We start from the raw sequence: 21,348 nt of genomic DNA on the forward strand, positions 1-21,348 counted from the left end.
CGCTCCCACAAACGCTCAAAGCATCACACGTTCGGGCACGGCACCGGCGCCCAGTCACCCATGTCCGGGTTGCGGCACATGGCATTGACCTGGTCGGTACCGGCCTTGGCCACCTGCTGGGCCTCGGCTTTCTTGCCGTTGGCGTTCTGCAGGGTCTTCTCGGTGGCCACGGCTTCCTGCGGCACGTCCTTGGTCACCTTCTTGGCCGGCTGGACCTTCTTCACCTCTTTCTTCTTGCCGGTGGTCGCTACTTTCGGCGGCTCGGCCACGGCGACCACGTCGGTACGCGCGACGCCGACCTGCTTGAGGTCCTGCTCGTAGGCCTGGGTGTAGTTGTTCAGGTTCTCACCCAGGCGACCGTTCACGGTGGTCAGCAGGTTGTTCGACTCCTGCAGGCCGGCGACGATCTCGGCCAGGCGCTTGCGCCCCTCGGTGTCGTTGATGCGGCCAGACTTGCGGTTCTGGATCAGGCTGGCGAACTCACGCTGGTAGCACGACTGCGACGACTTGGCGTAGGCCGTGGTGCGATCCAGATCGGCGGCGCTCTTGTCGATATCGGTGGCGTACGAGGCGATACGCTGCTTGTCGTCGCTGATCTGTTTCTGGCGCTCGGTGTAGTAACCGGCCGCGCCGCCGACCAGGGCGCCACCGGCGGCACCGATGGCGGCGTTGCGACCACGGTTTTCCTTGTCGACCAGGGCGCCGGTCAGGGCGCCGCCGACCGCGCCAAGCAGCGCGCCGGTGGCGACCGAGCGGGTCATGTCACCGTCGGTGGAACGCAGGTGCTGCACCGGCTCGTAGCAGTTGGGGTAATACTCGACCTTGGTCGTGGCGCCGACCTTGGACACAGGCGAGCTGGCGCAACCGCTCAACAGCACGGTGCTGAACCCGGCTGCCAGCAGCAGCGCGGTACGGGCCTGGGATGCAGTGATCAGGGGTTTGCGGGTGAACATGGTCTGGTTTCTCTTCTTGGGTTTCTCGGTATCCGGGGGCTTCGTGCCACCCGGGAGTCCTTTCTGTCGAAGCTGTCCTTAGGGTCGCGGGGCGGCCGATGCCAGCAGCTCCTTGAGGATCGTCGCCGGATCGGCCCGCCGGTTCTGGCGGTACTCCCCGACGTGGCGGACGAACAGGGTGGCGCGGGTCACCAGGCTGTTGCCCAGGACCGGCTTGCGATTGAGCTCTTCCCTGACCCGCTGGAACTGCGCCTGGATCACCGCGTCGGTGTAGCGCGTGCCGCTGGCCAGGTTGTCGATGTAGATCGCCACGGCGCCGTCGAGGGCGGCGCGGCCATTGGCGATGGCGGCGCCGTACATGCGCGCGCTGGTCTGGTCGCCCGAAGCCTCGGCCTTGGCCTGGGTGTTCTGCAGGTTGGTCAGGCGGATGTTGTAGTTGTTGACCGTCTCGGCCACCAGGGCGGCGGACTGGATCAGGTTGCCGGCGGCCTCTTCGCGCTGGCGGGCGATCAGCGAGACGTTGCGCTTGAGCTCTTCGTTGACCAGGCCGAGTTCGGCCTGCTGGCGCGGGTCGGTGGCGGCGGCGATGATGCTGTCCAGGCGCTTGGTCGGGTCCTGGGCGGCCTCGATGTCGTCGGTCAGGCCGGCCAGCCGGCCTTCCTTCTGCCACTGCTCGAACAGCTCCTGGTAGCGCGAGCGCGGCGCCGACAGGGCGCCGATGGCTACGCGAAAGCCAGTGGTCTCGTTGCGCTGCTCGGTGCCGTCGGCGCCGAACAGCGGGTACTCGCGGCGCATGCCGGTGAACAGGGTGCCCTCGCCCTCGAGGTAGTTGCCGCCCTTGACCACGAAGCCACCGTAGGCGCCCTGCAGGCGCCCGGCGTTGACCAGCTGGAACGATTCCTGGACCATCTCGGCGGCGTTGCCGATCACGTCGAACAGGCCCAGCGGGTTGGGTTGCTTGGTACCGATCGGCATCAGCCGCGCCGCCTGCCCGGTGCCACCGGCGACCTGGTTGAACACCGCGAAATCGGCCAGCGGCCCTTCACTGTCGGCGCCTTCGACCTTGCGCGGGAACAACCGTCCTTCCAGCTCCTGGCGGCTGACCGCCGAACCGCCACGGGCGGCGAACTCCCACTCCACTTCGGTGGGCAGGCGCACGAAGCCGGTGCCGCCGTCCTCGGCCTTGCTGCCACGGCCACTGACCGGCAGCAGGTCGCGGTGATGCTTCATCAGCCAGGCGCTGTAGACGGCGGCGAAGCGCTCGGCTTCGAAGCGCGACAGCTTGACCTTGGGCAGGCGTCCCGCCGCGTCGTTGTTCGCCTCGCAGGCCGGCGGCGCGTCGCCGCCGGCCAACGACGGTGCCTGGGCCATCACCTGGGCGTACTGGCGGGCGGTCACTTCGTACTTGCCGATGAAGTACATCATCGGCGTGAGCGGGCTGCCTTTGTCGACCTTCGGCAGGATCGGGCCGACGGCCTTCTGCCACTGCGGCGCCAGGTCCTGCAGGCTGAACTGGCCGTTGATGAAGTCGCGCCGGTAACCGGAGATGAACGACTGCTTGTAGCCGGCCTCGCCTTCGCTGAACGGGTAGCCGAGGTTGACCTCGCGGTCGTCGAGGCTGCCCTGGGCCAACACGTAGACGCTGCGCAGCACCAGCTCACCGCCACAGGGCAGCGGCAGGCTGACATCGCCCGGCAATGGCTTGGGATTGTCGAACTTGCTGTCGGCCCCGGCCGGGGACTGCACGGCCGGCTTGGCCTTGTCGTCGCCATCGGCCTGGGAGCAGGCTCCCAGGCTCAGCGCGGTGAGGATCAGGGCGGCAGCCCCGAGACGGCGATCAGACATCACGTATTCCTTGGCAAGCCTCGATACGCGCCACCCGCCAGCCGCCCAGGGCGGCGGCGGCAGTGCTGGCCAGCAGCACGGCACACAACGCAACGAGGTAGTGCATGGGCAACAGGTGGCTGGCGAACTCGCCGGGCACCTGCATGAAAAGTCGGTTCAGACCGTGCTCGGCCAGCAGGTACAACAACCCCGCCACGACGGCGGCCAAAAGGCCGCTGTAGAGCGCCTGGAGCACCACGAACAACAGCAGCGCAGCGGTGCCGAAGCCCAGCAAACGCAGCACAGCCAGCTCGCGCTGCTTGCGCTCCACCGCCGCCACCGCGCCCGCCGCGATGGCTGCCACGGCGCCGGCCACGGCCAGGCTGGCGATGATCCAGAACACCAGATCGAGATTGCGGCTGAGCGACTGCACCTGGGCGATCTGTGCGGCCTGGGTCGAGACCAGCAGCTTGCGTTCGGCGAAGAACTGGCGCAGCGGCTCGACATCGGTCAGTTCGCGGGCATACAGGCGGAACGCCGGGTAAACCCGCTGCGCCACGGAGCCCTGCGCCTCGCCCTGCCAGTCCAGTGCCGGCACCGCGCGGCCATCGCGGTAATCCTCGACAGCCTCGAGCAACTGCAACGATGCGAACAGGCCATCGCGCTCAAACGCAGCCAGGGGCAACACGCTGGTGACCTGCAGGCGCGTCTGGCGCCATTGCATCTGCCCGGCCTGCTGGCGGCTGAAGCTGGCCTGCAGCTCGTCTCCGGCCCTGGCGCCGAGCTTTTCCGCGGCGGTAAAGCTCAGCACCACCTGTTGCAGCCCCGCCGGAGGAGCGACGTGCGCCAGCAAGGGATCGCCCTCTGCGGTGGGCAGCATTTCAACCGTCAGGCCACGCCCGTGGGCGGGCAAAAGCAGTTCAGCGGTGGCGGCGATCTGCCGGGTCCGGGGGATGGCGAAGGCTACTCCCGGATGTTGTGCCAGTTCCTCTACGAATTCGGCGCGAAAGCGCCCACCGCCCAGGGGAATGATCTCGCGCACGCCCGGATCGCGCTGCAGGCGCTCGGTCAGGCTGCCGACCAGGCCGAACTTCAGGCCGAACAGCACCAGCAGCGGCGCGATCACCGCTACCAGCGCCAGTACGCCGCACGCCGACAGCCGCGCATCGTTGCGATAGTCCTGCCAGGCCAGCCCGGCGATCAGCAGCGGGCGCATCAGGCGGCCCGCTCCAGCGTTGCCGTGACGCCGCCGTCGGCCTCGCGCCGACAGGCCATGCGCAGCACCGTCAGCCCGGCCTGGCGTGCCAGGCCTTCGTCGTGGGTGGCGACCACACAGGTCACCTGGCGCGCCTCGGCCTCGCGCAGCAACAGTTGCATCACCCGCTCGGCGTTGACCGGGTCCAGCGCAGCGGTCGGCTCGTCGGCCAGCAGCAGCGTCGGGGCATGGACCAGGGCACGGGCGCAGCTGACCCGCTGGCGCTGGCCAAGGGACAGGGCGGCGGGTTTCTTGCCCAGTTGATCGTGCACATCCAGCGCTTCGGCCAAGCGCTCGACGCTGCCGTCATCGTCGAGCCCCAGCAATTGGCGCGGCAGACGGATATTGCCGCGCACATCGAGAAAACCCAGCAGCCCACCCGCCTGCAGCACATAGCCGAGGTGCCGGCTGCGCCAGCTGGCCAAGCGGTCGAGCTGTCGGCCGCGCCACAGCCCGGCGACATCCTCGCCACCAAGGACGAAGCCCTGCGCCGCATCCGGCGCCAGCACCAGCGCCAGCAGGTCGAGCAAGGTGCTCTTGCCGCAGCCGCTGGGGCCGACCAACGCCACCCGCTCACCCACGGCCAGGTGCAGCCGGTCGACTTGCAGGCTGTAGCGCTGGGCACCCTGCCCGCGCGTCTTGCGCACCCCGTCCAGGCGGATCATCACGGCAGCGTCGACAGCGGAACACGGTACAGGGCGTCACCCGGCTCGGCTTTGCCGAAGCGCACCCAGTTGGCCATGTCGTTGTGGAAGGTTTCGTACAGGCGGATCTTCGAGTCCAGTTCGTCGATGAAATCTTCCTGCTCGGCCACCGACAGCGACAGCCACAGGTCCTGGGTCATGCTCAGGGACTTGCTGCGGTACGGCAGGCCATCGAGGTACTCGCCGAGCACCCCGCCCTGGGCCAGGTTGGCACCCTTGCGCAGGGCGCCGGGGTCGCGGCTCATATAGGCACTGGCGCTGGCGATCTCGTTGAAGAAGTCGCCCGGCGAGCTGCGGGTCTTGCGCGCGGCATCGACGATCAGCTTGAGCGACTGCTGCAGGTCGTTGAGCTGCAGCTTGGTGAGCATCACGCACACCTGCAGGGTCGGCAGCGTCGGGTTGGTCAGGTCGCGGTCGGCGGTCCAGGCGCTGACCAGCTGCGGCGCCTGGCTGGCGCCATGGCGGCCAAGGAAGTCCATGTGCATGGCGTAACCGATGGCCTGGGACTTGGCCGACAGCCCCGAGGCCGAGGTCAGCAGCGGCACCGGCTGTGGTTGCTGGTTGCGCACCTGGTGCACCAGCTCGGCGAAGGTCGAGCCGATCTCGCGCACGCGCTCGCCGAACGCGCCGACCTCGCCACCCGGCACGCCGACGTAAAGGTCGCCGATCTGCGGATTGCTGTCGGCGGTGAGCACGCGGTACTGGCTTTCGGCCGAGCCGTGGTTCTTCACCCCCGACGGGGTGCGCAGGTGCAGGGCGTAGATCTTGATCTGCTTGCTCAGCGCGGCCTGGCGCACTTCGGCCTCGTTCATCTGGGTGCTGCTGAACGGGTCGTTCTTGCGCAGTGCGCCGGCATCGCTGACCAGCAAGATGAGGCGCCCGCCGTAGCCGGACCAGTCCATGCCCTCGACCGCCTGCATCACCCCGGCGAAAGCGTCCTCGTTGAACGAATGGCTGGAAACGCTGGTGGCCCTGACCTGCGAGGCGGCCTTGAGGAAGCGCGCCGGATCGCGGCCCTCCTCCAGGCTGACCAGGGTCTTGCTCAGGTACTCGAGGCCCGGGGTGCGCTTGACGCTGTTGCGAAACCCCACCAGGCCGAAGCTGACGCTGTCCAGCTCGCCCCGGGCCGCCAGTTGCTGCTGCAGCTCGCTGACCACCTGGCGTACCCGGTCGATATAGGGCTGCATGGACACCGAGGTGTCCACCACCAGGACGATGCCGGTACGGAAGCTGTTGTCACCGACCGCCGCCACGCCGGCCGCCTTGGGCGCGCTGTCGCGGGCACTGGCGCCGGGGTCGATCGAGGCGATGTTGAGCAGTTGCACCGGCTGGCCGCCGGCGTCGAAGCTTTCGCGGTAGTCGAAGATCGGCATCAGGTAGAACTGGTTCTGCGGCACGGCGCTGGCCGCCGGCTCCAGGGCCATCACCTGCGGCACCTGGTCGGGGTGGTTCTGCGCCTTGAGCAGGCTGTCGCGGGCCTGGGCGGTGTCGTCGAGCAGGTGCTGCACATCGTCCACCTGGCGCATGAACATCACCGGCGAGCGGCCCGAGCGCTCGGTGAACTTGAGCACCAGGCTCTGTTTCCAGTCGCTGGTCTGCGCGGCCGGCAGCCAGCCATCGCGCTGGCCATCGCTGGCGGCGCCGACCTGGACCCAGGCCTGGCCGCCGACATCCTTGCGCTGGTAGACGTAGAGCACGGAGAAGGCCGGCAGTTTATCGCCCGTGGCATCGCCGGGCTCGGCCACCAGCTGGGCGTCGGGCTTGGTCAGCACACGCTGGAACAGGGTCTTCTTGCCGGGCATCAGCAATGGACGGCCATCGTCCGAAGCGGCAACAGGCGTGATCTTGGGTTCGGCGGGGGCCACGCTGGTGGCGGGCGTCTGCGCCACCGGCGTTTCAGGCGCGGGCGCGTCACTGCCGCCGAGCAGCCAGAAGAAAGCGCCCCCCAAACCCAGCGCCGCCGCGATCGCCACCGCCAGCACGGCCTTGGCCGGTTTGTTCGATCCGGACTTCACGACGGGCGCGGGCTTGGGTTCGGGCCGCCGGGCAGGCTCGCCCACGGGAAGGGCCTGCGGAATGTCGATGGACACCGGTTGCGGGATGGCTGGCGGCGGGAGCGGCAGCGGGCGGACCAATGTGCTGTCGTTGTCCTCGACCGGTACCTGCACCGTCAGGCGGTCCAGCGCGGCCAGCAACGCCGCCGCGTCGGCAAAGCGCTCGTTGGGATCCTTGGCCAGCAGGCCACGCAGGATGTCCTGGTAGCGGCCGTGCTCGATGGGCAGTTCCGGCAGCGGCTCGGTCAGGTGCGCCAGCGCCGTGGACAGCGCGTCGGTGCCGCTGTACGGCAGCTTGCCGACCAGGATCTCGTAGAGCACCACGCCCAGCGCATACAGGTCGGCGCGGCCGTCGATCTCCATGCCGCGCGCCTGTTCCGGGCTCATGTAGCTCGGCGTGCCGACGGCGAAGCCGGCCTGGGTGAACTGGGTGCGGTCATCCAGTGACTTGGCGATGCCGAAGTCCGACAGCACCGCGGTGCCGTCGGCGCGGAACAGGATGTTGGCCGGCTTGACGTCGCGGTGCACCAGGCCCTGGGCATGGGCATAACCCAGAGCCAGGGCGATCTGGCGCACGTAGGCCAGGCCCTGCTCGGGCGTCAGGCCATCGGCAATGCGCTCCTTGAGCGTGCCGCTGGGCAGGTACTCCATGGCCATGTAGTACAGCTCGCCGACATTGCCGATGTCGTGGATGGTGGCGATGTTCGGGTGCGCCAGCCGCGCCAGGGTGCGCCCTTCGCGCAGGAAGCGCTCGCAGAAGGTCGGGTCGGCGGCCAGGCTCGCCGCCATGATCTTCAGCGCCACCTTGCGCTCCAGGGAACGCTGGGTGGCGAGGTACACGCTGGCCATGGCGCCTTGGCCAAGCTCGCGATCGATATCGAATCCGGGGATCTGCATGTCCATGATGTCTTCAGTTCACCTTGACGACCACTGCGGTGATGTTGTCCGGCGCGCCCCGGGTCAGCCCCAGGTGCACCAGGCTGCGGACCACCTCGTAAGGGTCGGCGTGGCCGAGCACTTCGGCGATCTCATGGTCCTCGGCGGTCTTGTTCAGACCATCGCTGCACAACAGGTAGGTGTCACCGGGCCGCACCTGCAGGGCCACGGCCTGCAGGTCGAGGTCATCCTCGACGCCGATGGCGCGGGTGACGATGTTGCCGCGCGGATGCACCCGCGCCTCGGCCTCGTTGAGCAGGCCGCTGTCCTGCAGCTCCTGGACGTAGCTGTGGTCGTGGCTGAGGCGCTCGATGCGCCCGTCACGCAGGCGGTACAGGCGACTGTCGCCGGCCCACAGGCCGATGGCCTGGTCGCCACGCGCCGCCAGCACCACCACGGTGCTGCCCATCATCGCCACGCCACGGCGCACGGTTTCCTCGCGCACGATGCCGTTGACCCAGGCCAGGCCGTCACGGACCTCGCCGCTGAAGTCGTCGAGCGAGTCGAGCATCGGCAGGCTGCGCAGGCTGTCCATGGCCAGGCTGCTGACATAGTCGCCCGCCGCATGGCCGCCCATGCCGTCGGCCACTGCCCACAGGCCTGCCCAGGTCAACTCCAGGCAGGCGTCCTCATTGATCTTGCGCACCATGCCGACATGGCTGTAGCTGGCCGCTGTGTACTGCAGGTCGGTCATTCGCTACGCGCCTCGCTACCCAGTAGAAACCCGGCGAAATCCTCGCTGCGGGGCAGACCCGCGCAGCGCATCAACCCCGGGGCGATACGTTCGGAACCCCTGCCCCACCACAGGCTCATGCCCTCACAGGCGCATTCAGCCAACGCCAGCGCACGCCCCTGCGGCGTGGTCGCATCCAACCGCTGCACCCCACCGACAGTCACACGCGGTCCCTGTAGGAGCGGCCTCGCGCCGCGAAAAGGCTGCAAAGCAGCCTCAAAACCCTCAAAGGCTGCCCCAGGCTCAAGCGTCGCCAGCAATGCCTCCTCGACCGCCTCGAACCATTCCTCGGCCCCGGCCACCACAGGCGCCAACGGCTGTCCCGGCTCCAGCACCTGGGCCACGGTCAGCGGAAAATACCGCCCGACCCGGTCGATGCTCGGCATCAGCACGCCGATGACCGCCTCGGGCCCGCACAGCCCCGGCGCCAGGGCGAATCGCCACAAGGGGCTGACCAGGTAGGCCTCGAGCCAACGCTCGCCCAGCGCCTGCTGGCTGGCCTGCATCCCCGCCGCCAGCCACTGGTCCCAGGGCTGGATGAAGCTGTTTGGAAGGCCGCGACTGACGAAGTCGCCACGGCTGGCCAGTTTTCCGTAGAAACCCACGTCGTTCACAGGTGCTCCGGCAGGCTGAAACCGCTGAGCACTCGGCTGCGGAACGGGTTGAAGGCGCTGCTGGCGCGCAGCTCATAGGACACGCTGGCGCCATCTACGCGCAGGCGCAGGTTGAAGCGCTCCGGCGAGCTGCCGGCCACCAGGTCGGACTGGTCGAGCAGGCGGAACCAGGCCCAGGGGCCTTCCACGGTCAGGCCGGAACGGCCGGTGGCCGAGGGCGGCGAGATCGACAGGCGCACCACGCCGATGCTGTTGGGATTCGGCCACTGCAACGCCACCGGCCGGCTTGGGCCGTGGTCGTAGCTGACCTGCTGGCCATCGAGGTCGAGCAGGAACTGGGTGATGGTCGCGTCCATCGCCACCGGCTTGAGCTCGAAGCGCACGCCCGGCTGCACGCCGTTGCTGTTGCGGAAGAACGCGTCACGGATGCTCGCCGCGCGCTGGAAGGTGTACAGCACATTGCTGTTGATCCCCAGCTTCTGCGCCGCGCCCGGCTGCCAGCTCCACGGCGTGCTCGAGGTGTTGACGTAGGGTTGCAGGTACTTGCGGAAGTAGTTATCCATCACCCCGCCGACGCCGAAGAACAGGCCGAAGTCCTCCAGAGTGGCGTCCCGCGCGCTGCCGGCCACCAGCGGGTAGCGGCCGCTGAGGGACTGGCGGTAGACGTTCACCACCTCGCTGGTCCAGGCGGCGTTGAGCTGGTTGCGCACGCCGCCCATGACGATGTTGTGTGTCGAGCCGAGCACCGAGCCCACCAGGTTCTGCACCACCTTGGGCTGGCGCGCGGCGCCCAGGGCGACACGCTGCGCGGCGGCCTGGGCCTGGTTCTTGGCCTCGCCCAGCAGCGCGTCGCCGCTGGCGCCGACCATGGCACTGACCTGCACGTAAAGGGCGTTGAGGTCGGTGAGCAGGCCGTCGATGGCCGCAGGCTGTCCTTCGCCGGTTTCCACCAGCGCGGCCAGTTCGGCGAAGTGCGCGGTCACCGGGTCCACCTCACGGGCAGCCGGGTTGTCGCTGGGCAGCGGCGCATCGCCGAGCAGGCCGCCGAGACGCTGGCGCAGCTGATCGACGCCGGCCTGCTCGGCCTTGGCCTGGACCTTGTCGAGGGTGGTCGGCTGCGCCAGGTTGGTCTCCTTGGCGACCGCCTGCAGCAGTTTCTTCATCGGCGAGGTCGGCCCGGACAGCACCCGCAGCACATCGGCGGCCTGGCCGACGCTGGTGATCGGCACGAAGTCCAGGTCCGCCAGCAGCGCATCCCAATGGCGGATGTAGTCCTGGTAGTACAGCTGCAGCACATCGTCGGCCAGGCGCTTGGCATCGCCCGACTCGCTGGCCTCGCGGCCCAGCACCCAGCGCTCCTCGGCCAGGGTCTCGCTGTGGGCCAGGCTGGCGGCGAGGAACGCCTTGCGGTAGCCCTCGACGGTGAAGATGCCCGGCAGCGGCTCGCTCAGCGGCTTGCCGTTCTTGAAGCGGAACACCAGCGCGGCATCGCGCCCGGCGGCGTCGCTGACCCGGAAGTCGCCGACCCCGGCCGGCAGTTTCTGGCGCTTGACCCGGTCGTAGACGCGCTGGGCCACCGGCAGTTGCTGCAGTTGGCGACGGGTGTCGTCGATCAGGCGCTGGTCGAGACGGGCATTGGGCGGGCGCTTGTCGAACAGCGCCGCCAGGTGCTGCTCCAGGGCCTGGCGCAGGTCCGGTGCCAGGTCGCGGGGCAGGCTGCGCTCCCAATCGAGGGTGACCCAGGCCTTGATGAACTCGGCGTCGTAGTGTTCGCCGTCGGCCAGCATCAGGTAGGCTTTGAGCCCCTCGTAGAGGTAGTCGGACGGGCCGCCGGCGTACAACTGCTCTTCGATGCGGGTGACCAGGCGCGGGGCGAAGATGGCAATCAGCAGCTTGCGGTAGACGCTGTCCGACTCGCCTTCGAGCATGTCGCCCTGGTACAGCCCGAGGCCCTCGGCCCAGCCGGGCGGATCCTCGGCCAGACGGCGCACGCCGTTGAGCAACGGCAATACGTCGACCACGTTGCGCTGGGCCGGGCTCAGTTCCTGCACGCTCTTGCCCAGCGGCTTGAGACGGCCATCGACTTCAGCGATGTACTGCTGGTTGGCGCGGTAGCTCAGGGTCCACAAGGTGCCAACCACCAGCACCAGGGCCACGCTCAGGGCCAGGGCACCGCGGGCGATCCACTTGCGCCGCTGCTCGACCTTGGGGTTGCTGCCGACCAGGCCACGCTCGGCGAAGGCCACGGCGCTGAACAGTTTCTCGATAAAGTAGCTGCGCCCGGTGCCGTTCTGCCGCGCCAGGTGGGCACGGTCCAGGCCCATGCTCTGGGCCATGCTGCCGATCAGGCGGTCGATGGGGCTGCCTTCCTGGGTGCCGCTGGTGAAGTACACGCCGCGCAGCAGGGCGCGCGCTTCGAAGGCGTTGGGCTTGAAGATGCCGTCGAGGAAGGTCTTGAGGTTGCCGCGCAAGGCGGCGAACTGCTGGACGAAGCCGTAGACCAGGTCGCGCCGCGCCGGGTCGCGTTCCTGTTGCAGGCGCTCCACCAGACGCTGGTTGAGACGCTGCTCGAGCAGGGCGAACTCGCTGCCGAACTGGGCCAGCGGGCCGTCACCGTGCTGGCCGTCATCCAGGGGGAAGGTCATGCCCCACACCTGGGCACGCTCTTCCTTGCTCAGGTTGTCGAAGAACTCCATGAAGCCCGGCACCAGGTCGAGCTTGGTCAGCATCAGGTAGATCGGAAAACGCACGCCCAGCTGGCTGTACAACTCCTGGATGCGGGTGCGGATCGCCGCCGCGTGGGCGGCGCGCTCGGCGTCGCTGCCCAGCAGCAGGTCGGACAGGCTGATGGCGATGAAGGCGCCGTCGATGGGCCGGCGTGAACGCTGGGTCTTGAGCAGGTCGAGGAAGCCCAGCCAGGCCGCCTTGTCCACCTGGGCATGGCTGTCCTGGGTGGTGTAGCGGCCGGCGGTGTCCAGCAGCACGGCCTGGTCGGTGAACCACCAGTCGCAGTTGCGCGTGCCACCCACGCCACGGATGGCGCCCTCGCCCAGCTGCGCCGCCAGCGGGAAGTGCAGGCCGGAGTTGACCAGCGCGGTGGTCTTGCCCGAGCCGGGCGGACCGATGATCACGTACCACGGCAGCTCGTACAGGTTGCGCCGCTCATCACCGCCCAGGCGCGCCTTCTTCAGCAGCGTCAGGGCTTCATCCATGCGCTGGCGCAGGGTCGCCAGCTCTTCGGCGGTGGCAACGCCGGCAGGGTCCGGCGCGGTCTCTGCGGCCAGGCTCTGCATCACCTTGGCCGCCTGGCGTCGGGCCTGGACGATGCGCCACACGCGGTAGGCGATCCACACCGCGAACAGCAGGACGATCAGCACCAGGCGCGGCGCGACCGGCACCAGCGCATCGAGCAACGGGCCGAGGAACCAGATGATCAGGCTGAGGGCTAGCAGGCCCAGCACCGGGACCACCCAGCGAATGACAAAACTGAAAAACGCCTTCACTCGACGCCCTCCGCCAGAACGGTGATTTCAACCCGGCGATTCTTCGCCCGGCCCTGCGCGCTGTCGTTCGACGCCAGCGGTTCGGTGTCGCTCAGGCCCTGGGCGCTGAAACGCCCGGGCTGGCCGGTACGGGCGGCGAGCAGGTTCTTCACCTCCTCGGCACGGGCCTGGGACAACGCCCAGTTGGATGGGAAGCGCAGCGTGGCGATGCGCTGGTTGTCGCTGTGGCCGGTGACTTTCACGTTGCCCTTGACCTTGGCGACGGCTTCGGCGATGCGCAGCATGAGCGGTTCGAAGTCACCCTTGATGCTGGCGCTGGCCGAGGCGAACAGCTCGTCGCCGCGGATGGTCACTACCGAGCGGTCCACCGCGTCCTCCACGGCGACCCGGCCGGCCTTGATGTCCTCGGCCAGGAAACCGGCCAGGCGCGGGCGCTCGACAGGCTTTGGCTGCACCACCGGGCGGTCCATGGCCTGCACCGGGATCTCGCCCAGGGCATGGATGCCACGGAACACTGGCTCCGCGTCGGCGGCCAGCTTCAGGCGCAGGCCGAACAGCACCAGCAACAGCAACGCCAGGGCCAACGCCAGGCCGACCCAGGGCGGCACGAACTGCGCCAGGCGGTCACGGGCCACGGTGACGCCGCGCCAGTGCGGCGACAGCTCGCGCTCGATATCGCCACGGGCGCTGCGGATGGTCGCGGCGGTGCGCTCGCGCAGGGCCTCGAGCTGGGCTCGGCCACCGTTCATCACCCGGTAGCGGCCTTCGAAACCGAGGCTGGTGCACAGGTACAACAGCTCCAGCAGGTGCAGGCGTTCACGCGGACTCTGCAGGCAGTGCTCCATCAGCTGGAACACCTTCTCGCCGCCCCAGGCCTCGTTGTGCACGGTGATCAGCAGGCTCTGCTTGCCCCAGTCGCTGGCGCTGCCCCACGGCGTGCTGAGCACCGCTTCGTCGAGCGCGGTGCACAGGGCGTAGCGCGCCAGCAGCACCTCGTTGCGCGCGACCCCGGCGGCCTCGGCGCGCTCCTCGAACTGGCGCAGGTAGGCCAGCAGCTGCGCACGCAGGCTGGCCGGCGCCGGGTGGGCGATGGTGTTGCGCAGGCGGGTGAGCAACGCCAGCAGCGGGCCGGCCGCCTGTTCCAGCGGATTCAGGCCCGCCGCCTGGCCCGGCGCCAGCGGTTCGGCCGGCACGTTCAGAGGCGGTGGCGGCGCCGCCTGCGCAGGTCCCGGCGTGGCCGGCTGCGGGCCTCGGCCACCGGGGCGCGGCATGAACTGGGTGCGGTCATTGGCGAGCGGATCGTCCGATTGCATCGCGGCTTATCCTCGAATGGCCCAGAAGGCCAGGTTCAGGCCGGGGAACTCGCCGGCGACGTAGAAGGCGAAACCACCGGAATGCTGCAGCTGCTTCCAGTGTTCGCTGCCCCGGTCGAGTTCGAAGTAGGTGGAGCCGGCATGGAACGGAATCTGCCGCGGCGCCACCGGCAGCGGCAGCAGGCCGATGCCCGGCAACTGCAGGTTGACCAGGTCGCGGATGTGCTCCACCGCGCCGATCTTGCTCTGCTGGCCGAAGCGGCTGCGCAGGGTCTCGCTGGGCACGTCGGCGCGCACCACCAGGACGAAGCTGGCGCTGTCGAGCAGGCTGCGGTCGGCCAGCATGCCGACATGGATGCCGTAGGCCTTCTCGACCAGCGGGATGGCCACGGCCTTGCTGTCGATCAGCATCGACAGGGCCTCGCGCAGGGCGGCCAGCACTGGTGCGAAGGTCGCCGCCAGGTCGTCGTGCTGGTACACCGGATATGCCTCGGGGCGGCGACCTTCGCGGGTAAAGGTGGCGAACTCGCCGGCCAGGGCCACCAGCTCGCTGTACAGCCGCTCGGGGTGCAGCGGCGTCAGCTGGTTGAGGTGCTCGACCAGCGGCTGGGCGCGGTTGACCAGTTGCAGCAGCATGAAATCGGCGATCTCCGAGGCACCGCCGTTGGCCGAGGCCACCACGCGCCCGGCCAGGGCCTCGCCGCGCTGGTGCAGCAGGCCGAGCAGCTCGCCACGGAAGCCTGACAGCAGGTTGCTGGCGGTCACGTCGAGCAGCGGCGGGATGTAGCTGTCATCCAGCACCAGGGCACGGTCGGCGCGCTTTTCCCGGATGCGCACCACGCCCAACGCGGCATAGTCGCTCAGGCCGTCCTCGGCGCGCAGCAGGCGCAGGGCGCGGCTGCCCAGGGCCAGTGGGGCCCGGTTCTCGAACGGGGCGTTGTCGTCGCGGACTTCGCTGATACGGCTGACATAGCGCGCACCATCAGGTATTTCACCGTCATCGACGGTATCGCGGGCACCGGCGCGCTTGAGCGGCAGGCCCAGGTAAATCACCCCATTGCGCAGGTCGTCGGGTATCTCCAGCGGCGCGGGCGGCAGGTCGTCACGCGGGATGTCGAACGGAGTACCGTCCGGCAGCAGGCCACGGGCACTGAGGATCGCCAGCTTGCCCTGGGCCAGCAGGCCTTGGTCGACCAACAGCTCGGAAAAGCCCCAGGCGGCGGCGTGGAGCGGCCGGCTGCGAGCATCGACGAAGTTCTCCAGGTAGCGGTCGTGCTGCTGGAAGTGCTGGGTGGTGATGAACATCCCTTCCGACCAGACCACGCGATTGTTCCAGGACATGGGTTCTCCGATTGCCTAGCGGGCAGGCTCAGGTTGTGGGGTGGCCACGGCGCTGCGCACGGCGCGCACATCGAGGCTGATCTGATAGTCGCGCGGCGGCACCGGCAGCACGCTGCGCCACTGGGCCTGGTCGACCTCGCGGTAGCCGACCACCAGGCCGACCTGGCGCGTGGCCGGGTCGAGCGGGCGCTCCAGGCGCAGTTGCTCGCCGGGCTGGAGCAGGACTTCGTCCTGGTCGATCAGGTCGGCGGCCAGGGTGGCCTGGGCGCGCTCGGCCAGGGCGAAATAGTCGGCGCGGGCGAAGGCGGCGCTGTTCTTCAGCTCGTAGATGCGCACCCGCACCGGCGCGGGCGTGCCGCCGGCGCCGGGGTTGAGCCCGGCCGCGGCGCTGAAGTACAGGGTGATACCCGTGGCCGGTGGCGCCGCGTCGGTAACGGCGGGCTCGACCGGGCTGTCCTTGCTGCAGGCACTGAGCAGCACCATGGCCAGGGCTGCGATCAGTCTCGTTGCACTCATCCTCGTCCTCATGACGTCCTGTGTTCTTCCTGTGCTCCGGGCGTTGGCCTCAGGAGCGTTGAATGCGTTGGCTATGGGCCTCGTAGGCGCGACTGAACTCGCGACCGAACAGGTCCTGGAAGTCGTCTTCGGCTTCCCGGGAAATCTGGCTGTAGAGCTCGGTGAACTGCTGCCAGCAGTGGGCCTGGCGCGAACCGCCGAACAGCTTGGCCAGCCCGGCGGCGGGCGCCAGGCGCTGCTCCAGACGGGCTGGTTCGAAGCGCTCGAGCAGGTGCTTGATGGCCGCCTCGACACCCGCCATCACTGCCAGCTGGTGGGCGCGCAGGTCGTCGAAGCTGTCGCGCACCGCCTGGTCCGGGGCCATGAATGCCTGGTTGCCCTCGCGCAGCAGCAACAGCAGCGCTTCGTCGGCATTGGGGGCGAACTTCAGCGGGTTGTTGCGCACCGGGGCGATGGTGGTCTGCTGCATGCGGAACTCGCCCTTCAGGCTGCTGCGCGCGCGCAATACATCGATCAGGCCTTCGACCATCAGGCGGTAGCTGCGCCCGACCGCCTCCATCTGCGCGGCGGCATCGGCCGCGTCGATGCGCAGGTGCTCGATGCCCGCGCCACGCAGGAAGGCCTGCAGCAAGGCATCGCTGGCGCCAGCCGGGTCGGGCGCAGGTGCCGATACGGCGGTGGGCGGCGGTACAGGCGTGACGACCGGTGCCAACGGCGCTACCGGCTCTGGCAGGGGCGGCGCGATGACAGGCGCAGGCCGGGGAGCAACGGCAGGCGCTTCGTCGAACAGGTTCCAGTCATCGGGGATCATGCCCGGCGCGGCGGGCATGGCGGCCGGCACTGGCGCGGGCGGCGGCGCCACCGGCGTGGGCGGACGGAAATCATGCTGCTGGGCAGGAACATGATCCGGCTGGCTGACCGGAGGCACGCTGGACGGGCCAAGAAAATCGAACAGGTCCGGCAGGGTGTCATGGCTCGAGGCCCCCTGCAGGAATGCGGCGGGCGCGCCGACGATGGGCGCACTCGGGGCAGGCACCTGGTTGGCCATCAGGGCTTCGAAACTGTGGGCCTGCGGCTGCCCTGCGACCGGAATCGACAGGCCGGCATCGATGCGCGCCTGGATCTCGTAATCGCCAATTCGAATAACTTCGCCATCCATCAACGGCTCGCTGTTACCGCGACGCAGGCGAATACCGGCATGCACCAGTTCCACACCGTTGGTGCTGTTATCGGTCAAGTAATAGCGGCCATCCTTGAACTGAATCACACAATGTTTCGAAGAAACAAGGCGTTCCGGATCGGGAAGTACCCAGTCATTATCCGCCGCACGACCCACGCTGATGGCACCGTTTTCCAGCAACTTCTCCGGGCATTGCCCAGGGGTGATCTTGTGATAACTGGTAATGGTCAGGCAAAGTGCCATCACGCCTCCTTGCATATATATGAAACACTCACACATCCATTTGAGTGGATTCGCGAGCCCGACCCCGCTTTCCGGCTAAACCCTTGTAAATACTGGGCATCACACCGAAATTCGCTTCCCGGAAAGGTCGTATTAAACCCTATCGGCAAGGCACTTTGATGGCACCTGACCAATGGACACGAATACCTGCCAACTGGTTCACAGTCGCCCTTCGCGGCGCGTAGCTTACCTTGACAGCAATTTGGAAATAAACCATAAATGCGCAACTTAAGAGTGCCAAAGTGATATCACGGTGATATCAACTTCGCATTCTTTGACAAGTTTGTGCGCCATTTCACATTTGCAACTTGGCGCAAACGACGCCCTCACCAAGGGCCGATATGGAGATCGATTTCTGGTGAACTCACCGCAGCTGCTCGCCGCTGTTTCCGCAGACTTTCCGTGCGGCGACGACCTCGAATACGATGCCGATTTCCTGCAACTGGAACGTGATGCCCAGGGCCGCCCCGAGCGTGTGATGGGCGACGCCGTGCAGCCGGCCGAGCCGCCGCAGTGGCGCGCCATCGAACAGTCCTGCACCGGTCTGCTGCAACGCAGCAAGGACCTGCGCATCACCCACTTCCTGGTCCAGGCCAACCTGGCCCTGCATGGCCTGCCAGGCCTGGCCGCGAGCCTCGAGCTGATCCGCGACCTGCTGGGCGAATACTGGCTGCACCTGCACCCGCAGCTGGACGCCGCCGACGACAACGACCCCACCGTACGGGTCAACGCCCTGGCCGGCCTTACCTGCGACACCAACATCGCCCTGCTGCGCGACGCCGTGCTGGTGCGTTCGCGCACCTTCGGCCCGGTCACCCTGCGCGCCGCCCTGCATGCGGCGGGCGTGCAGCACTTCGCCAGCGAGCAGTTGAGCGCCGAGGAACTGGCCGCCGCCCTGCGCGACGCCGACCCCGAGCAGCTCGCGCAATGCCGCCAGGCCCTGAAACTGGCCCGCGAAGCCCTGGACACCATCGAGAGCCGGGTCAACGACCAGGTCGGCTCGGCCAGCGGCGTCGACCTGTCCGCCCTGCGCCAGCCGCTGCGCCAGGTCCAGCAGGTGCTGACCGACTACAGCCCGGAAGGCTCGGCGCCCGTCGGCGCAAGCATGGACGAAGTGACAGCACTGGGCGCCAATGACGACCCACAGCCTGCCGCCGTCGCCGCGCCACGGCCCACGGCGCGCCCCGGCGAGGTGAACAGCCGCGACGACGTGCTGCAGAGCCTCGAACGCCTGCTCCAGTACTACGCCCGCCACGAGCCCTCCAGCCCGCTGCCGGTGCTGCTGCGCCGGGCGAAGAAGCTGGTCGACGCCGACTTCGCGACCATCGTCCGCGACCTGATCCCCGATGGCATGTCGCAATTCGAGAACCTGCGTGGCCCGGAACACGACTGACGTCATTCCGGCCGCCTAAACACCGACGCCCGCAACAAGCAGAGCCGCCGTACCGGCGACCAGGAGGAACAACGTGGCGAAAGACAGCTCCCAGAAATTCATCGCGCGCAACCGTGCGCCGCGAGTGCAGATCGAATACGACGTCGAGCTGTACGGCGCCGAGAAGAAGGTCCAGCTGCCCTTCGTCATGGGCGTGCTCTCGGACCTCGCCGGCAAGCCCGCCGAGCCGCTGCCGGCGGTGGCCGACCGCAAGTTCCTGGAGATCGACGTCGACAACTTCGACTCGCGCTTGAAGGCCATGAAGCCCCGCGTGGCGTTCAACGTGCCCAACGAGCTGACCGGTGAAGGCAACCTGAGCCTGGACATCACCTTCGAGAGCATGGACGACTTCAGCCCCGCCGCCGTGGCACGCAAGGTCGATGCCCTGAACCAGCTGCTCGAAGCCCGTACCCAGCTGGCCAACCTGCTGACCTACATGGACGGCAAGACCGGCGCCGAGGACATCATCCTCAAGGCCATCAAGGACCCGGCCCTGCTCCAGGCCCTGGCCAGCGCGCCGAAACCTGCCGACACCGAGCCGAAGGCCTGAGGAGACCGACCATGAACGATCCGTTGCGCGACAGCCAGGCCCCCCAGGCGGCCACCCAGGACCCGAGCGAGTTCGCCAGCCTCCTGCTGCAGGAATTCAAGCCCAAGACCGAGCGGGCCAAGGAAGCCGTCGAGAGCGCCGTGCGCACCCTCGCCGAGCAGGCCCTGGCGCAGACCAACCTGGTGTCCAACGATGCCATCGGCTCGATCGAGCAGATCATTGCCGCCATCGACGCCAAGCTCACCGCCCAGGTCAACCAGATCATCCACCACGATGACTTCCAGAAGCTGGAAAGCGCCTGGCGCGGCCTGCACTACCTGGTCAACAACACCGAGAGCGACGAGCAGCTGAAAATCCGCGTGCTCAACATCTCGAAGAACGACCTGCACAAGACCCTGAAGAAATTCAAGGGCACCGCCTGGGACCAGAGCCCGGTGTTCAAGAAGCTCTACGAAGAGGAATACGGCCAGTTCGGTGGCGAGCCCTACGGCTGCCTGGTGGGCGACTACTACTTCGACCAGTCGCCACCCGATGTCGAGCTGCTGGGCGAAGTGTCCAAGGTCTGCGCCTCTATGCATGCGCCGTTCATCTCCGCCGCCTCGCCGACGGTGATGGGCATGGGCTCGTGGCAGGAGCTGTCCAACCCGCGCGACCTGACCAAGATCTTCACCACCCCGGAATACGCCGGCTGGCGCTCGCTGCGCGAATCGGAAGACTCGCGCTACATCGGCCTGACCATGCCGCGCTTCCTGGCGCGCCTGCCCTACGGCGCCAAGACCGACCCGGTGGAGGCCTTCGCCTTCGAGGAAGACACCGACGGCGCCGACAGCAGCAAGTACACCTGGGCCAACGCCGCCTATGCCATGGCGGTGAACATCAACCGCTCGTTCAAGCACTACGGCTGGTGCTCGCGAATCCGCGGCGTGGAATCCGGCGGTGAAGTCGAAGGCCTGCCGGCGCACACCTTCCCCACCGACGACGGTGGCGTGGACATGAAGTGCCCGACCGAGATCGCCATCTCGGATCGCCGCGAGGCGGAGCTGGCCAAGAACGGCTTCATGCCGCTGCTGCACAAGAAAAACACCGACTTCGCCGCCTTCATCGGCGCGCAGTCGCTGCAGAAGCCGGCCGAATACGACGATCCGGACGCCACCGCCAACGCCAACCTGGCCGCGCGCCTGCCGTACCTGTTCGCCACCTGCCGCTTCGCCCATTACCTGAAGTGCATCGTTCGCGACAAGATCGGCTCGTTCAAGGAAAAGGACGAGATGCAGCGCTGGCTGCAGGACTGGATCCTCAACTACGTCGACGGCGACCCGGCGCACTCCACCGAGACCACCAAGGCCCAGCACCCGCTGGCGGCCGCCGAAGTGGTGGTCGAGGAAGTCGAAGGCAACCCGGGTTACTACAACTCGCGCTTCTACCTGCGCCCGCACTACCAGCTCGAAGGGCTGACCGTGTCGCTGCGCCTGGTGTCGAAGCTGCCTTCGGCCAAAGGGGCCTGACAGATCCGAGGCCCTTCTGTGGGAGCGGGTTCACCCGCGAACAAGGGCGAAGCCCTTGCCATGCACCGCGTGGCCTGCTTCGCGGGTAAACCCGCTCCCACAGGACTGCACCGTCCCACTACTACCGCTAACCGACGCGAAATCCCGAGGACATCATGGCTGTAGATATTTTCATCAAGATCGGCGACATCAAGGGTGAGTCCCACGACAAGGCCCACAAGGACGAAATCGACGTGCTCAACTGGAGCTGGGGCATGTCCCAGTCCGGCAACATGCACCTGGGCAGCGGCGGCGGCTCGGGCAAGGTCAACATCCAGGACCTGTCGATCACCAAGTACATCGACAAGTCCAGTCCCAACCTGATGGCCCACTGCTCTAGCGGCAAGCACATCGACAAGGTCAAGCTGACCGTGCGCAAGGCTGGTGGCGAAAGCCAGGTCGAGTACCTGATCATCAACCTCGAAGAGGTCATCATCAGCTCGCTGAGCACCGGCGGCTCGGGCAGCGACGACCGCCTGACCGAGAACGTGACCCTGAACTTCGCCAAGGTCACCGTCGACTATCAGCCGCAGAAAGCCGACGGCACCAAGGAAGGCGGCCCGATCAAGTACGGCTGGAACATCCGCTCCAACGTCAAGATCTGACCGACCGCG

16 protein-coding genes are annotated in these 21,348 nt (G+C 67.8%); 4 read left to right on the forward strand and 12 right to left on the reverse strand.

The window, feature by feature from the left end; genetic code table 11:
• Positions 1-23: 23 nt before the first annotated feature.
• The 12 genes from tagQ to tagH all read right to left on the reverse strand — a co-directional run bounded on the left by tagQ (position 24) and on the right by tagH (position 17,169).
• Positions 24-953 (reverse strand): type VI secretion system-associated lipoprotein TagQ, encoded by a 930-nt coding sequence (gene tagQ, locus DMX06_RS05650; RefSeq protein ID WP_110735426.1) that lies wholly within the window; start codon positions 951-953, stop codon positions 24-26.
• Positions 954-1,031: 78 nt separating this feature from the next.
• The gene (locus DMX06_RS05655; RefSeq protein WP_110735428.1) at positions 1,032-2,798 is read right to left on the reverse strand and encodes a formylglycine-generating enzyme family protein; all 1,767 of its coding nucleotides are present in this window, start codon (positions 2,796-2,798) and stop codon (positions 1,032-1,034) included.
• The gene (locus DMX06_RS05660) at positions 2,791-3,993 is read right to left on the reverse strand and encodes an FtsX-like permease family protein (protein ID WP_110735430.1); all 1,203 of its coding nucleotides are present in this window, start codon (positions 3,991-3,993) and stop codon (positions 2,791-2,793) included. Before DMX06_RS05660 ends, DMX06_RS05655 begins: the two co-directional genes overlap by 8 nt.
• A complete protein-coding gene (locus tag DMX06_RS05665; RefSeq protein ID WP_110735432.1) occupies positions 3,993-4,697 on the reverse strand; it encodes an ABC transporter ATP-binding protein in 705 nt (234 codons plus the stop codon). Before DMX06_RS05665 ends, DMX06_RS05660 begins: the two co-directional genes overlap by 1 nt.
• Entirely contained in the window at positions 4,697-7,693 is a 2,997-nt protein-coding gene (locus tag DMX06_RS05670) for a serine/threonine-protein kinase (protein ID WP_110735434.1), read from the reverse strand. Before DMX06_RS05670 ends, DMX06_RS05665 begins: the two co-directional genes overlap by 1 nt.
• A 7-nt stretch (positions 7,694-7,700) precedes the next feature.
• Positions 7,701-8,420: a PP2C family protein-serine/threonine phosphatase gene (locus DMX06_RS05675; protein ID WP_110735436.1), complete on the reverse strand. Its 720-nt coding sequence runs from the start codon at positions 8,418-8,420 to the stop codon at positions 7,701-7,703.
• Positions 8,417-9,073 carry a type VI secretion system-associated protein TagF gene (gene tagF / locus DMX06_RS05680; RefSeq protein ID WP_110735438.1) on the reverse strand — a complete coding sequence of 219 codons (657 nt, stop codon included), beginning with the start codon at positions 9,071-9,073 and terminating at the stop codon, positions 8,417-8,419. The genes DMX06_RS05675 and tagF overlap by 4 nt, the downstream gene beginning before the upstream one ends.
• Complete coding sequence (gene tssM / locus DMX06_RS05685) at positions 9,070-12,576, reverse strand: type VI secretion system membrane subunit TssM (RefSeq protein WP_110735440.1); 3,507 nt, start codon at positions 12,574-12,576, stop codon at positions 9,070-9,072. Before tssM ends, tagF begins: the two co-directional genes overlap by 4 nt.
• Positions 12,573-13,889, reverse strand: a complete 1,317-nt coding sequence (locus tag DMX06_RS05690; protein WP_110735442.1) for a DotU family type VI secretion system protein — start codon at positions 13,887-13,889, stop codon at positions 12,573-12,575. Before DMX06_RS05690 ends, tssM begins: the two co-directional genes overlap by 4 nt.
• A gap of 6 nt (positions 13,890-13,895) precedes the next feature.
• Entirely contained in the window at positions 13,896-15,230 is a 1,335-nt protein-coding gene (gene tssK / locus DMX06_RS05695; protein WP_050703371.1) for a type VI secretion system baseplate subunit TssK, read from the reverse strand.
• A 15-nt stretch (positions 15,231-15,245) separates the two neighbouring features.
• The gene (gene tssJ, locus DMX06_RS05700; protein WP_110735444.1) at positions 15,246-15,746 is read right to left on the reverse strand and encodes a type VI secretion system lipoprotein TssJ; all 501 of its coding nucleotides are present in this window, start codon (positions 15,744-15,746) and stop codon (positions 15,246-15,248) included.
• Positions 15,747-15,795: 49 nt separating this feature from the next.
• Positions 15,796-17,169, reverse strand: a complete 1,374-nt coding sequence (gene tagH, locus DMX06_RS05705) for a type VI secretion system-associated FHA domain protein TagH (RefSeq protein ID WP_110735446.1) — start codon at positions 17,167-17,169, stop codon at positions 15,796-15,798.
• 397 nt (positions 17,170-17,566) lie between these two features.
• Here tagH and tssA point away from each other — a divergent pair, with 397 nt between their 5' ends.
• The 4 genes from tssA (at position 17,567) to DMX06_RS05730 (ending at position 21,339) form a co-directional block, all read left to right on the forward strand.
• Positions 17,567-18,601 (forward strand): type VI secretion system protein TssA, encoded by a 1,035-nt coding sequence (gene tssA, locus DMX06_RS05710; protein ID WP_110735448.1) that lies wholly within the window; start codon positions 17,567-17,569, stop codon positions 18,599-18,601.
• 73 nt (positions 18,602-18,674) lie between these two features.
• Entirely contained in the window at positions 18,675-19,190 is a 516-nt protein-coding gene (gene tssB, locus DMX06_RS05715) for a type VI secretion system contractile sheath small subunit (protein WP_023632506.1), read from the forward strand.
• 11 nt (positions 19,191-19,201) lie between these two features.
• Complete coding sequence (gene tssC / locus DMX06_RS05720) at positions 19,202-20,695, forward strand: type VI secretion system contractile sheath large subunit (RefSeq protein ID WP_110735451.1); 1,494 nt, start codon at positions 19,202-19,204, stop codon at positions 20,693-20,695.
• A 155-nt stretch (positions 20,696-20,850) separates the two neighbouring features.
• Complete coding sequence (locus DMX06_RS05730; RefSeq protein ID WP_023632508.1) at positions 20,851-21,339, forward strand: Hcp family type VI secretion system effector; 489 nt, start codon at positions 20,851-20,853, stop codon at positions 21,337-21,339.
• Positions 21,340-21,348: the final 9 nt, after the last annotated feature.

Origin of the sequence: Pseudomonas mosselii (assembly GCF_003205295.1) — a bacterium.
Taxonomy (GTDB): Bacteria; Pseudomonadota; Gammaproteobacteria; order Pseudomonadales; family Pseudomonadaceae; genus Aquipseudomonas; species Aquipseudomonas mosselii_B.

What these genes read in the sequence shown, in the direction of transcription:
- tagQ (WP_110735426.1), bottom strand. Translation starts at nt 953, where the DNA reads ATGTTCACCCGCAAACCCCTGATCACTGCATCCCAGGCCCGTACCGCG.
- DMX06_RS05655 (WP_110735428.1), bottom strand. Translation starts at nt 2,798, where the DNA reads ATGTCTGATCGCCGTCTCGGGGCTGCCGCCCTGATCCTCACCGCGCTG.
- DMX06_RS05660 (WP_110735430.1), bottom strand. Translation starts at nt 3,993, where the DNA reads ATGCGCCCGCTGCTGATCGCCGGGCTGGCCTGGCAGGACTATCGCAAC.
- DMX06_RS05665 (WP_110735432.1), bottom strand. Translation starts at nt 4,697, where the DNA reads ATGATCCGCCTGGACGGGGTGCGCAAGACGCGCGGGCAGGGTGCCCAG.
- DMX06_RS05670 (WP_110735434.1), bottom strand. Translation starts at nt 7,693, where the DNA reads ATGGACATGCAGATCCCCGGATTCGATATCGATCGCGAGCTTGGCCAA.
- DMX06_RS05675 (WP_110735436.1), bottom strand. Translation starts at nt 8,420, where the DNA reads ATGACCGACCTGCAGTACACAGCGGCCAGCTACAGCCATGTCGGCATG.
- DMX06_RS05690 (WP_110735442.1), bottom strand. Translation starts at nt 13,889, where the DNA reads ATGCAATCGGACGATCCGCTCGCCAATGACCGCACCCAGTTCATGCCG.
- tssK (WP_050703371.1), bottom strand. Translation starts at nt 15,230, where the DNA reads ATGTCCTGGAACAATCGCGTGGTCTGGTCGGAAGGGATGTTCATCACC.
- tssJ (WP_110735444.1), bottom strand. Translation starts at nt 15,746, where the DNA reads ATGAGTGCAACGAGACTGATCGCAGCCCTGGCCATGGTGCTGCTCAGT.
- tagH (WP_110735446.1), bottom strand. Translation starts at nt 17,169, where the DNA reads ATGGCACTTTGCCTGACCATTACCAGTTATCACAAGATCACCCCTGGG.
- tssC (WP_110735451.1), top strand. Translation starts at nt 19,202, where the DNA reads ATGAACGATCCGTTGCGCGACAGCCAGGCCCCCCAGGCGGCCACCCAG.
- DMX06_RS05730 (WP_023632508.1), top strand. Translation starts at nt 20,851, where the DNA reads ATGGCTGTAGATATTTTCATCAAGATCGGCGACATCAAGGGTGAGTCC.